Source organism: Pseudoalteromonas sp. (genome assembly GCF_036960685.1).
GTDB lineage: Bacteria > Pseudomonadota > Gammaproteobacteria > Enterobacterales > Alteromonadaceae > Pseudoalteromonas.
Window position 1 is genome coordinate 36,457 of record NZ_JBALXK010000005.1, and the last position, 13,450, is coordinate 49,906.

A 13,450-nucleotide genomic window follows, 5' to 3' on the forward strand; every position below is an offset into this window, starting at 1 on the left:
TATTTATATATAAAATACATATTGTTAGCTAAAAATAATTCTAAGCAGGTTTTTTTAGCTGGAATTTTAGGCATAAAAAAAGCCCGTAAGGGCTTTTTAGTGTCATATCTACCGTCACCGATATGAGCAATGTAGCAAGTAAAATGTAGGGCGGTTACCTGTTATCAACATCAAGGGGCGTTGCGGTTAGTAACAGGAAACCTTAGCGGTTTACGTGCGCCACACGTGTTTCAGGGTCGAGAAACAAACTGTTTATTCTGTACAAGTGGTGATGCTTTACCGTCTTGTTGATATTGATTATCAGTTAGATTTGTTAAACTGTCAACACTCAATTGAAAATAATTCTCATTTATTTGTGGCTTTGTAAAAAGCTCAATAAAAGCAATGCATTGGCATTTGAACTAGTGTTGGGCTTTATAATCATGGTGTTTTCTGGTTATTCACTCTGCGATTTATTTGTGCCATTAACTCTTTATCTTTGCTTCCTTCGCTATCGACGATAAGTAAAAAGTGATCGCCTTGCTTATCAATCACTTTGATAACCGTATTTTCAAGTTGTGTTTTACCATAAGTTACTTCAACGCTAGCTATATCTTTAAAGTGTTTTAAGTTTGATTCAAGTTGGTCTTGTTCATTTTTCCAATAACTAAAAATATAGTTGTCGCTTATACCATTGCCGTCGTTACGAAAATCTACCCATGCATCGCTGTAAAAAAATAGCACATCTTCATCAATAGGCACTAATTGATGACGCTTCAAAAATTGCATTTGAAATGACCATAATTTATCGCCTTTAACGATCGCGGTACTCGGTAACAAGTAAACCTCTTCGAGCAAGCTTAAAAATAAAATGGGAGCCCAAATTATGGCGATAACAATATTTCTTACTCGCCATTTAGAATTGTATGCAAGTGCGTCAGATGATTGGTTCAGGTGTTGAATGTAGTTAACTAATGGCAGCCAAATAAAAGGAATAATACACAGGGCAAAAGTTGAGTAATCGTCAAACCGTGTTGTTACTGTAAGTACTAAAAGGAGTAGCCATGCCACAATTGCTAGCGCATTAGGCATTATTTTGTTCTTTTTATGGTGCTCTTGACTGTGTGCAAGGAGCTCCAAAAATAAAGGATAGAAAAAGAACAGCGAAAAAATCCCGCGAGCAATCGGCATGATATGACTATTTTGCTGTATTTTAATTGCTTTCCAGTTGCGATAACTCCAGTAGTTAATAAATAACCCTAAGGTAAAAATACTATAAAGAATAAACTTAGCATTCGTAACCGGGTAAAACTGCGCATCACTAAATGTCGGGCGTTTTGCTGATTCAATACGCCATGCGACAATAAAAAAGAGCATCGCAAGTAGATAAACAAGTAACACTAAAATGATCCAATCATCTTCTAGCGCAAAGCCGTCTGTGGTATCCGCACTTACATATTTAACAATGCCAAACTGTGAATTGTCGATTAATTTTGCCCGTTCGCTCAGGTACAGTTTAATCTGATCCGCTGGAATATGATCTTGTTTGGCGCTAAATGAAAAATCGAGTGTTAAAGTGCTGTCTACAAAGTGGATATTTTTTTTGAAATTAAAGAACGCATTATCAATTTCATTTTGCTCATCATCAAAGTGCCAATTTGGCTCTTCAAATTTGACCTTAATGGTTGTTTTAATATTGTTAGGGTACTTAAAATACAGCGGCGCAGTGCGATTAATTTGATCGGGTTCGTAAACGCTATTTTGTATATCTGAGGCATAAAAGTCAGCTCTTAACCCTTCATCGTCGGGTTGCCAAAAGTCATTAATAAGGTAAAACTCATCGCTTGTGAATTCACCGTTATTTTTATTTTCAGTCACCGTCATCGGCTTATCGATGGTAATACCTTGAAAATAGCCTTGATAATATTCGTGGTAATCTTTGGCTATTTGATCGAGCCCATTACGGGCTAATGAACTGCGTCTATTTATAGCTTCAAACTGGCTATAAATGTAGCGAGTTTGAAATGTTGCAGGTTGCTCAGGTTTAAGCGCAATGCTGTAGTTATCTTGAGTTTTAATGGCAATAGAATCGACTGCGGGAGTCATTGCGGTAAGGCTTTGTTGAAAAGGTTTAACAATGAGCGCATAACCATAACTGGGTTGTGCTAAATGCGCGAGAGTTCCAGTTTGATAGTTTATGGTTGGGTCTAACCAATAACGTTGCCCTGCATGCTCAAGTGTGACGATCACATGATCAAACAGCTGTGCAGAGGCGGGAAGTTCAATCAATCGCTTACCTTCATCTGTGTTTACTAATGCAGGGTAAGCTGAAATACCCATTGCTTTAAGTAATGAAATTAGCAGTACAGTTTTGTCTTTGCAATCACCATAACGAAGCGCCAACGTTTCCGATGCTGAGGTGGGCTGATGGGAGTTGGTGCCCATTTCAAGACCTAAGTAGCGCACTTCGTCTTGGCTAAACTTTAATGCAGCAGCAATGCGATCGGAAACTTTTGGATTGCTTAGTGCAATTTCATCGGCAATCTGGGTGACGGATGGTGTTACTTCTATTGCTGATTGGTATAACGGCGCCGCCCAGTTTGCTACTTCCTGCCATGATTTTAACTCAGAGAAAAACACTTGTTTATAAGGGCTATACCACTGGGGTACTTGGCTTGAGGATGCAACAGTGGGTTGGTTTTGCAAACTAATTTGATAGTCATGCCCAAGCTCCAGAGGGATGTCGGTTATTTCAACTTCGCCATTGACGGTATTGATGTATAAAGGCGTATCCTTTTGCCATAACACGCGCATAAATTGTTGTGCAACGGGTACCGACCAATTCAAAGTGCGCGATGCAGCAAAATGTTGATAAATAGGATTACGGCCAGTAATAGTGTAGCTGTAGTCGAGTTGATCGTTAATGCGCATATCATCAACAATAATATTTAAACTTAAACTGCCGTTGTAAATGCGATTAGCTAACTCGGTTTCACGCTGTAATACTTTAAACTGCGCACTGGCTAACTTATCTATGTATTGCCCGTCACGAATAACGCCTAAGCCGTTTAGTGTAAGGGTTTGATAGCTAGGATCGAAATCTAAATTTAACTGGCTTATGTAGTCGATACCGGTTTGATTTACCGCTTGCATAACGGTGCGAGTGTAGCGCTGTGAAGGTTGCTGGGCTGAAACCTTTATTTGAGTATCGAGTAGTAGATAATATGTGCCATCTAAAATTTTGTTTGTTGGAATTTCAGTTGCAATCAATTGCTGCTGTTTTACCCAGTCATCTGCTGGCTGTATTTGATATTCTTGGCTGCTACTTAAAAAACTGATCGTGAGTAAAAAAGCACAAAACGTGCGAGTTGCTAATTGAGTCCATTTCATTATTGTTCTTCTTGTTGGTAAAGTCTGGATATCCTTCTTGTTATTAGATTACCAAGCAAAGAGCTATAAGCCAATTAGGTATAAGGTTTATTGCTAAATTAAAAACTAGTAAATAATACGTAAATCTGCGATGTTAAAGAAAAAACAGGAGAAAATCATGGAAGAAACGAAAGTGACACCAGCGCTTGAAAGTGGACTCGCAGATGACATGGTTGGCATTAAAGGCTGGCTTATATTGGTTGCCATCGGTGTGGTTATAGCACCATTTCGATTAATTGCATTTATGCTAAGTACTTACCCGGAGTTATTTACAACCGGTACGTGGCAATCACTAACCTCGCAGTTTGGGGATTATTATCACCCCTACTGGGAGCCATTATTGCTCAGTGAAATGCTATTTAATACTCTGATCACCCTCGCATCTTTATATTTAATTGTGTTGTTTTTCAAGAAAAAGGCCCAGTTTCCGAAATGGTATATTGGCATTGCCGTATCGAGTTTAATTTTTATTATGGCAGATGCCTTTGCAATTAGATTAATACTGCCTGATGCGCCTCTTTTTGATGGTGATACAAAAACTGAGATTATCAGAGGGGTAATTGCGGTGATTATTTGGGTGCCTTATATGCTAATTTCTGAGCGTGTTAAAGCCACGTTTGTGCGTTAGTTTACTTTATATTGGCAAACTAATTATGACTTGCGTGCCTTGACCGTGTGGGTTGGCTAATAACTGTAGCTGACCACCTTGGTTATGAATGAGTTCGCGGCTGATCACTAAACCTATACCTGCACCTTGCGCCTTGGTTGAATAAAAAGGCACAAATAAGTTATCAGGGTTTGCAATACCGCTGCCGTTATCAAGTAGTTCAATAATTACTTTGTTATCTTTTTGCTGCCAATTGAGTATAGGAGGTGAGTTGCCGCCAGCTTCAAAGGCATTTTTTATGAGGTTGATTAGTGCTTGCTCTAGCTGACCTAAATCGACGCTGAGTTGTTTAAGATTGGTTTTTTGAATAATGAGCTGCGGAAATAACGCGTATAATCTTAGATTAATTTGTTCAGTTGTCACAATTTGCTTATTAGCGGCGGGTAGCTGTGAAAAAGCACTGTAGCTGGCGACAAAATCGAGTAAGTGTTGGGCGCGTTTTTCAATCACTTGTAGCATATCTTGAGCAAGGTCAGGTTGAGAAGTTATGTGGCCCTGTTGTTTCATGGTTTGCAGAGACTGACTCATTGAATAAATTGGAGTGAGGGAGTTTCTGACTTCGTGATTTAAAACGCGTATTAGGCGTTGCCATACCTGTTTTTCATTGCTTCGTAATTGCTGCTCAATTGAGAATAAAGTCAGTAATTCGTAACTTCGCCCGGCGCGCCAAAAAGTTTGTGATGAAATATGAAAACGCTGCTCAAAGTATGATTCATCATTTTGTTGCCAGCTACCTTGGTTGTATGAAAGGCCAAGATCCTCTGCAGTCAACCCATCAACATGAGCGTTTTTTAAACTGTTCAAAAATGCTTGGTTAGTAAAATAGATTAGTTTGTGTGGGTCTAAAATAACAATGGGCAAATCAAGCATGCCAACAAACTCAAAAACAAACTCTTCGGTTTGTATGTAATGACGTTTATTTTTGGCAATCTTACTGCTCAGTTTATTAAAATCACTTTTAAGCCCGGCAATACGGCCACTTTGGTATTTTGCAAGATGCCAGCTGTTATTCTCGTCGTTAGCGAGAGCATCAAGCTGTAAACCAAAACGCTCTAACACATCTGTAATGAGCCGATAGCACTTTATTAAAGCAAAAGTGCTAACTGCAAATATTGGCAGTATTAAACTAGCACTGGCAAACCAATCTAAATCCCAGCTTATTGCGAGTAAGATACATATTGCCAGCAATATAAAGGTCACTAAATAAAGATAACGCTTTAGGTATTGTTCTAATGACTTGGCTTTTGGCATTAACTGTCTGCTTCTTTTAAATCGAGCTGATGTTTATCAATACGTCTGTAAATTGCTGATTTGCTTAGTCCTAAAAATTCACCTGCGGCGATTACATTACCATTAAACTGTGTGAGGGCTTTTTGGATCATTTGTTTTTCAAGCTCTTCCAACGGTAGCAGCGGTAACGATTGCTTATCTGTTGCGCTGTTGCTGGCTTCACTGCTGGGTTGTTCAAGAATCAAATCACTGGCTTTGATATGGTCGTTATCGCTCATGATCACGGCACGTTCAATACAATGGCTCAGCTCGCGCACATTACCCGGCCAGCTATATTGTGTCAGTGCCTGTATCGCTTGCTCTGTCAGCGACATAGTCCGTTGGTATTTTTGACCGTGGCTGACTAGTAAGTGATTAGCCAATTCGATGATGTCTTCTAGTCGTTCTCGCAGTGGTGGAATGTGTAATTCAATGGTGTTGAGACGAAACAGTAAGTCGCGGCGAAATTCTCCCTCTTCAATTGCTTTAGCAAGTTCGGCATTGGTTGCAGCAATGATCCGCACATCGGCAATTTGGGTTTGACTAGAGCCTAATACTTCAAACTCTTGGCTTTCTAACACGCGCAGCATTTTACTTTGTAACTCTAGCGGCAGGGTGGCTATTTCATCTAAAAATAAGGTACCGCCATTAGCTATTTCAAAACGGCCAAGACGGTCTTCTTTGGCATCGGTAAAGGCGCCTTTTTTGTGACCGAATAATTCACTCTCAAATAAAGATGGCGCAATAGCGCCGATATTTACGCTTACATAACGTTGCTCACAACGGTTAGAATGCTGATGAATATATTGCGCTAATAAGCTTTTGCCGGTGCCATTTTCGCCGGTAATTAAAATGCTGGCATCGGTTTTTGCTGCGCGTTTAGCGCGTACAAGTAGTTGCTGCATAGTGGGGGAGTTGGCAATATAATCGGCATTTTGAGTGGTGTTTAAGGCTTTTAAACAGGCATTGTCGTGGTTGCTTTTGCTTAGTTTAAGCTGCTGCTGTACGACCGCTGTTAAGCGCAGGTTATTCCATGGTTTTTCAACAAAATCAAGCGCACCTAATTGCATCGCTTTTACGGCAACATCCACACTGGCCCATGCGGTCATTACCACCACGGGTATTGTTGAGCTAAGCGATTGCAGTTGCTTTAGAAATCGCAGCCCTTCTTCACCGGAAGTGGTATCGAGCCTAAAGTTCATATCAAGTAATATCAGGCTAATAGTCGTGCTGTTGATAAGCTCTAAGGCTTGCTCTGGGCCTTGTGCTTCAATGCATTGATAGCCAATTTGATTTAACGCCACGATGGCCGCCATGCGTACATCGGCTTGGTCGTCGATAACTAAAATTGTGTCCATTTTGTTCTTCTTGTTTCAAGCAAAAGCAAATTGCTTTGCTTTTGCTTGGTGGGTAAACAATATTCGCTTAGTCGTTACGAAGCGCGGCCATAGGTTTGGCTTTAATTAACAGCAATAGTGGTCTAAAGCAGGCAAACATGGCAATAATCAAGGTAATTGTCCATGCTATTAACTGTAGTCGCACGTCCATAATTAACCACGATATTAGCTGTTCTTGTAGCATAAAGTAACCAGCTAACACGGTTGCAATTGCCAGAATAAAGCCACTGAGTACAGGAATAACGGCTTCTTTACTCATGAGTTTAAATAAGCGTACTTTTTTAGCGCCCAGAGCCATGCGAATACCAAACTCATAACGGCGCAAGCCTAAGTTGTAGCTCAACACCCCAAATATGCCTATTGCTGCTAATAATAGAGTAAATAATGCCAAGGTACTACACAGTGCAACAGTTAGGTGGCTCATATACAATAAATCATCGTACTCTTGTTGTAAGTCTCTAAATTGCCATAAGGTTAGGTGACTATTGGCTTTTCTTAATAAACTTAAAACGTGCTTGCTGGTAAGCTCAACACCTTGCTCTGTTTTAATAACAAACATATAGCTGCGAGGTTGTGCAGGCCACCAAATGTGCCGCCCAAATGATTCGTCGTAGTATTTAGGGTGGTTAAAATCCTCCGTTATGCCGACAATTTCAAACATTTTATCTTCAAGGCCTCTGTAGCTTTTACCGATAATATTAGTGTATTCCTGATCGGGTAATAGCCATTTAGCGACACTGACAGAGACCAATAACTCGTTAGTTTCACCACGTATAGCTTGTTCACTAAAAGTACGACCTGCGAGTATTTTTGTGCCGACTAAAGCAAAGTAATCAGGCCCGACCCACTGGCTTGGGAAGAAGATGGAGCTTTTACCTTCAACATCGATCAAGCTAGTGGCATTTTGCCTTGGTGTCACAGGGCTATGGCCAAGTGCAACATCTTTAATGCCTTCGCTATTTTGTAATACTTTTTGATAATGCTTAACTTGTTCATAGCGCTCAGCTATTGTTGCATCATTATTAGTTTGAAATAACTGTGCAAAGTACAGGTTTTCAGTGTCGCTACCCAGTGGGCGATTAATGGTATCGAGCGCTTTGCTAACAATCATAATTGAAAAGCTAACTAATAAGGCTGCCACAAACATTTGTGTGCCAATCAATATACGCACAGTACGCCCAGACACTTGCGACACGCCGCCTTTGCCACTGTTTTGCATTTGGCTATTTAAGGTTTTGTAGTTAACTAAACGCGCGGTGATCAGTGAAAATATATATGCTAAAGCAATACACATAACTACCGCAATCAGCACCAAATTAGAATCAACAGCCAAGCTGTTCACGAGTGGCAAGCGTCCTTCTGCAAGTACTTTGAATAACCGAATACCCCAAACAGATAAAAACAGTGCAATACCGACCGATATGCTCATTAAAATGAGTGATTGCAGTAAAATGCTGCTAAATAAAGTTTTACGTTTTGCACCCAGTACAGCTTGTAATGCTAAGGTTTTATGTTGTGCTAACGCGCGCGAGAAGAACAAGGTGCTGACGTTTAGTACTGCGATGATCAATAGCCCCACCGCGCCTGCAAGCATCATTAAACTAAGTTGATCATTATTACCAAGTTCAACTTCGCGATAGGGTGTAACAACAGGCTTTACATCAGTTATACCGCCATTATTAAGCCACTGGGATTTAATCGTATCAATTTGGGCTTTTAAATCGGTTTTTACTTGCTCGTTAGTGACGCCAGGTTTTAATACTGCAATTAGTTTTAGGTTTCTAAACGTGTTGTTCCACGGGCTTTGCCAGTTATCATTATGGAAAAACCGACGATCAGAACTGGTTGGATACCAAACTTCAACAGAGCCTGCTTTAATCATATATGGGGGGCTGAAATTAGCCGCTACAACACCTATTATTATATGCCCATTACCTTCATCTTCGCTGGCTGTTTTTAAGGATTTACCAATTATATCAGGGTCATTATTAAAGTGTTCTTTCCAGAACTTCTCTGAAATGACTACGCTATTATCAGCTTCCTCTAAAGTTCCACCCTTTTTAAAGCCATGTCCGAGTACAAAGGGAGTGTGTAGGAGTTCAAAATATTCACCGCCTACATACAGCACATCCTCTTTAGGTTGTCCGTCTAAGTTTGAAAAAACATGTTCAGCGGCATTTATCATAAAGGTGCGCTCAAAGCTTTGATTGTTTTTAAGCCAGTGCACCATCGATTGATAACTTTGAAAGCCAACCGCATCGTAATCGTCATAGGTTAGGCTTTGCTCAACCACCACCATGCGGGTTTCGTCAAATACATCAAGAGGCTTTAAGAAGTAGCTATTGACTAAACTCAGTACCACAAAAAGAGTGGCGAGTGTAAGTGCTAAAGTGGCTACTACGGCTGTAACAAACCCCGGTGCGTTCATCAGTGATGCCCACGCTAAGCGTAATTGGCTGCGTGTTTTAGTTAAACGACTCATGCTAAATTACCTCGGCAGTATCAGCGGGTACAGCGCTGGTTTTTTCAGTTTGTGCATCTTGGCGTGCTTGCGAATACGAGATGATTTCGCCATCGAGTAGTTTTAGCTGAGTTTTTGCGCGTCCTGCGTAACGTAAATCATGGGTTACCATACAAATGGTGGTGCCTTTTTGGTTCAGCGCATCAAGTAAGTCCATTACTGCATCGCCGTTTTTAGAGTCGAGGTTACCGGTTGGTTCATCCACTAATAAAATACTGGGTTTACCGGCAAGGGCGCGGGCAATGGCAATACGTTGTTGTTGACCACCAGAGAGTTGATTTGGTTTATGTTGCGCGCGGTGCCCCATTTCAACTTCATCAAGCGCGAGTTTTACCGCACTTTGAATATCGGCTTGGCTCATAGCTGGTTCTCGATAAGTAAGCGGAAGCGCCACGTTATCAAACACCGAGAGTTCATCTATTAAATTAAAAGACTGAAAAATAAAGCCAATGTGTAAATTGCGCAGCTCTGCTTGTTGGTCCATATCAAGGGTTTTAGTATCGACGCTTTTAATTAAATATTGCCCTTCGGTAGGGCTGTCGAGTAAGCCAAGTAAAGACAGTAGCGTTGATTTACCACACCCTGATGGACCACTAATGCAGATGTAATCGCCTTGCGTTATAGCAAGGTCAATATTCTTTAAAGCGTAGGTTTCAACACTTTGGCTGCGGTAAACCTTGGCGATATTTTTTAATGAGATAAGTGTATTTGCGTTCATAAACTTTCCTGTTCTATTTTTATAGTTGCCAAATGCTGCCATTTAGAGAGATCTGAAATGATCAGCTGTTCACCCACTTTTGCGCCGCTTAAAAGTTGAATTTTGTTATCACTGAGTGTACCAAATTCAATTTTAGTTGGGTGGGCTAAATGAGTGGTCGGGTTGAGCTTAAAAAGCATGGCATTGCTATTTGCTTGTGCTTTTATGGGTAAATTAATGGTCAGAGCGTTCGGTATGATGTGACTTATTACATAGCCTTCAATACTTAAGTCGGGGCGAGCGTTAGCTGGCAGCGTACCTGTTAAATCAAGCTCAATCATTACACGGCCGTCACTGACGATAGGGTCAATACGGGTGACTTTAGCCAACACTTCGCTACTTTCACCTGCGCTAAATGTATTTACTTTAGCGGGCATATTTAACGCTATTTTTTCAGCATCGCTTTGTTTAATGCTTAGCTCTGCTTTGAGCGAGGTATCGGAGCCCACTACCGCAAGACGAGTGCCTGAGGGGAGGTTTTGGCCGAGCTCAACATTAAGCGCTTGCAGCATGCCATCAATGCCGGCGGTGACTTGTAAGTCATCAAAGGCTTGCTGTTGTACTTGATAGTTCAATTCAAATTGGCTTAGTAGCTCTTGTTGAATTTTACTGCGCTCATGGTGCATATCGGCTAATTGGACTAAGCGTTGCTTTTCAATATCAACACGTTGCTCTAGCTGTTTTACTGTGAGTAAGCTGCGTTTGTAATCTAAACTCGAGACAATGCCTTGCTCGATTAATTTACTTTCGGCCTGGGCACGCAGTTGGGCACTTTCAAGATCGCTTTTTAGAATAGTCAGGCTTGCTTGGCGCTCTAATAACTGACTTTTTTGATTGATTATTTGTTCGTTAGCGCTGGCTTTTTGCCTTGCTAATTCTAATCGTGCGACTGATAAACGTTGCGCTTGCAGTGGATTTACGAGACTTAAAATAACAGTGTCTTTATTAACTCGAGTGCCAGGGTAAACATGAATTGCTTCAACCATGGCGCTATCGGTATTGGTTAAGTAGCGCTGATACTTTGATTTTAAGCGGCCAAAGCCGCGAATTTTGACTACAAAATCAGCTTGGTTAACGGTAGCAATTTGCAGTTGACTGGCGGGTAAGTTCGTCGGTGCTTGCCATAAGAGCGTGACCCAAATAATCAATATAGTGCTTAAAATTAATACGCCGATGATCAGCTTTTTACGATGGCTTGATTTATTGTTGCGTTTTAAGGTGCTGTCTAAGTCCATGTGTTGAGTTTCGTTATTTTATTGATTAACCAATATTAAAGCGAGGAGTATGCCAAAACTTAAGGTTTTGATATTAAGGTTGTTTTTATATAAGTGAACGGTGGCGTTTCCCGTAAATGGGAGAGTTAAGCAGAATCGGGAAAATAAAAGCGATTAAAAACCAATACTAAAAGCTCCTTAGCTTGGATGGAGGGTATGGCTGTTTTAGTTATTTACTTGGAAAAACAGCCTTAGCAGGCTACTTTTTAAATAGACGAGTTCGGCACTGAAATAAAAATCATTGGTCGCTAATTAGACAGCTAAGACCATAGTGCAAACGATTACTCTTGTTTAAAAAAAACCTAATGAGCTAGAAATGGGGAAGTTATATGATAGAAAGGCAATATATCGATGCACAAAATCGTTTTGCTTTTTATACGCTGCACCACATAGCTCATATTCAAAAACTACTCATTAACAACCTCAGAGCTAAGCTTAACTTCAAAGTTCTACGCCGAGCTATATTTAGCAACAGGCAGGCCTGTACGGTTATTAGAACCAAACCTACAAGTTTCTTATTCAGAAGAGCAGCCGCTAATTAAATGACAACACTACATAGACCGATGTGGAGAGCCCCATGAAAACAAGTAATTATCAACAAGCAATAGCATTAATTTCTGCGCTCATAAGTACTACAGTATGGGCCGATAATGATACTGAAAAATTACAACAGCAATTGGATGAGCTGCAAAAAGAAGTTGATTCAATGAAGAGCAGTAAAGCGTTTAATCTTGAATTTGGAGGACGTTTACAGCTTGATTATAATCATTTTGATGGAGCTTATAATGCTGGGCCTAATCGTTCTGGTGAAGATGCCAGTGACTTTTTTGTGCGTCGCGCTCGTTTATATGTTGAAAGTGAGCACAGTGATTGGGATAGTAAATTGCTGCTAGACTTTGCTGATGACAGTGGGAAAATTGTTTTGGCACGCTTGCGTTACAATGGATTTGGGAATGGCTTAAAGGTGCAGGTAGGTAAGTTACGTGAGGATATTTCTTTAAATGCAATAACGAGCTCTAAACATGTTAATACAGTCGAACGTAGCTCTTTAGCAGATAACGTATCGCCTTATTTCCAATGGGGTACGTCGGTATACCAATATTTTAAAGATACAGGTTTGCGTTATGCGGTCGGTGTTTATAAAAATGAAGCGTTTGGTGCTAATGGTAACAACAATGACGATGGGTCACTTGCATTATCACTGACTGGCCGTTTAACGTGGCAGAAAGATCTCGATAATGGAATTTTACACTTGGGTGGCTGGTACTCAAAACGAGATATGGGCGGGCGCGTATTAACTGGGGCGTTAGCGCGTGGTGAAGTACGTAGTACTAATACTCGGTTACTTAATTATGCCGCAGGTGGTGAGTTAGTCCGTTTAAATAGCTTTCAACAGGCCGGTCTTGAAGCTGCATATCAAAATAAAGGGTTCAATGTTGAAGTTGAATATGCCACGCGCGAACTAGATGCACTTAATAGCAGCTCAGCTTTGGATGGTGAGCGCTTTGATGGCTACTCTGTTTTAGCAAGTTATTTTTTAGGGGGATCGCAAAGAAGCTACTCAAAAAGTAATGCTGTATTTTCTCAACCTAAAGGCGTTAAGAATGACTGGGAACTTGTTGCTCGTATAAGCGATACTGATGCTACAAGCGATTTTCAAGGTACTGAAGTTTTAACGTATACCGCGGGTGCTAACTATTACTATTCGGTAAATGTTAAGTTTATGGCCAATGTTATTTACTCTGAAGTCGAAGGCCCCGGTGCTAGTGAGTTAGTTGGTGAAGAAGACGATGGTCTTGGAATAGCCGCACGTATACAGTATTTATTTTAGGCACGTAAAGTTTTTGCTTCTTTGGCAAGTGCTGTGCGTGCGCAGCACTTACCACTTACTACACCAATTTGAAGGGAACAGCTACCTGCATAGAAAGGGTCAGCTGAGATACTTATTTATTCGTAATAACAATTACCCAGCCTCAGAATGCAGTTCAATTAAGCTTAGCTAGCTTTCTTACATCATTGTTGTAAAGAAAATCTCCTCTGTAATCGAAAAACGCTATTTATATCAATCTTTTGTTTTGTTCATTTTGGCCATGATTTTTATGGATAAAAAGAGCGAAACGAACATCAATGAAACTTAACTTCTAAACATTTCGTTAA

General features: G+C 40.5%; 8 protein-coding genes. 2 read left to right on the top strand and 6 right to left on the bottom strand.

The annotated features are described in order from the left end of the window. Window positions 1-420: 420 nt before the first annotated feature. Window positions 421-3,369 (bottom strand): DUF3857 domain-containing transglutaminase family protein, encoded by a 2,949-nt coding sequence (locus V7783_RS06370; RefSeq protein WP_335678011.1) that lies wholly within the window; start codon window positions 3,367-3,369, stop codon window positions 421-423. Window positions 3,370-3,526: 157 nt separating this feature from the next. On the opposite strand from V7783_RS06370, the gene V7783_RS06375 reads away from it, so the two are divergent. Beyond that, the gene (locus tag V7783_RS06375; protein ID WP_335678012.1) at window positions 3,527-4,036 is read left to right on the top strand and encodes a DUF2569 domain-containing protein; all 510 of its coding nucleotides are present in this window, start codon (window positions 3,527-3,529) and stop codon (window positions 4,034-4,036) included. A 6-nt stretch (window positions 4,037-4,042) separates the two neighbouring features. Here V7783_RS06375 and V7783_RS06380 read toward each other — a convergent pair whose 3' ends face one another. The 5 genes from V7783_RS06380 to V7783_RS06400 form a co-directional block, all read right to left on the bottom strand. After that, complete coding sequence (locus V7783_RS06380) at window positions 4,043-5,326, bottom strand: sensor histidine kinase (RefSeq protein ID WP_335678013.1); 1,284 nt, start codon at window positions 5,324-5,326, stop codon at window positions 4,043-4,045. After that, window positions 5,326-6,702, bottom strand: coding sequence for a sigma-54-dependent transcriptional regulator (locus V7783_RS06385; protein WP_335678014.1), 1,377 nt, complete (start codon window positions 6,700-6,702; stop codon window positions 5,326-5,328). Before V7783_RS06385 ends, V7783_RS06380 begins: the two co-directional genes overlap by 1 nt. Window positions 6,703-6,769: 67 nt before the next feature. After that, entirely contained in the window at window positions 6,770-9,223 is a 2,454-nt protein-coding gene (locus tag V7783_RS06390; protein WP_335678015.1) for an ABC transporter permease, read from the bottom strand. A gap of 1 nt (window position 9,224) precedes the next feature. Continuing rightward, on the bottom strand, window positions 9,225-9,980 hold the full coding sequence (locus tag V7783_RS06395; RefSeq protein WP_335678016.1) for an ABC transporter ATP-binding protein: 756 nt from the start codon (window positions 9,978-9,980) through the stop codon (window positions 9,225-9,227). After that, a complete protein-coding gene (locus V7783_RS06400) occupies window positions 9,977-11,254 on the bottom strand; it encodes an HlyD family secretion protein (RefSeq protein WP_335678017.1) in 1,278 nt (425 codons plus the stop codon). The genes V7783_RS06395 and V7783_RS06400 overlap by 4 nt, the downstream gene beginning before the upstream one ends. A gap of 616 nt (window positions 11,255-11,870) precedes the next feature. Between V7783_RS06400 and V7783_RS06405 the strand changes: the two genes are divergently transcribed. Next, entirely contained in the window at window positions 11,871-13,124 is a 1,254-nt protein-coding gene (locus V7783_RS06405) for an OprO/OprP family phosphate-selective porin (RefSeq protein WP_335678018.1), read from the top strand. The last annotated feature ends 326 nt before the right edge of the window (window positions 13,125-13,450 follow it).

Excerpts from the sequence above, each read along its gene's own strand:
- V7783_RS06370 (WP_335678011.1), bottom strand. The coding sequence starts at position 3,369 with ATGAAATGGACTCAATTAGCAACTCGCACGTTTTGTGCTTTTTTACTC.
- V7783_RS06375 (WP_335678012.1), top strand. The coding sequence starts at position 3,527 with ATGGAAGAAACGAAAGTGACACCAGCGCTTGAAAGTGGACTCGCAGAT.
- V7783_RS06380 (WP_335678013.1), bottom strand. The coding sequence starts at position 5,326 with ATGCCAAAAGCCAAGTCATTAGAACAATACCTAAAGCGTTATCTTTAT.
- V7783_RS06385 (WP_335678014.1), bottom strand. The coding sequence starts at position 6,702 with ATGGACACAATTTTAGTTATCGACGACCAAGCCGATGTACGCATGGCG.
- V7783_RS06390 (WP_335678015.1), bottom strand. The coding sequence starts at position 9,223 with ATGAGTCGTTTAACTAAAACACGCAGCCAATTACGCTTAGCGTGGGCA.
- V7783_RS06395 (WP_335678016.1), bottom strand. The coding sequence starts at position 9,980 with ATGAACGCAAATACACTTATCTCATTAAAAAATATCGCCAAGGTTTAC.
- V7783_RS06400 (WP_335678017.1), bottom strand. The coding sequence starts at position 11,254 with ATGGACTTAGACAGCACCTTAAAACGCAACAATAAATCAAGCCATCGT.
- V7783_RS06405 (WP_335678018.1), top strand. The coding sequence starts at position 11,871 with ATGAAAACAAGTAATTATCAACAAGCAATAGCATTAATTTCTGCGCTC.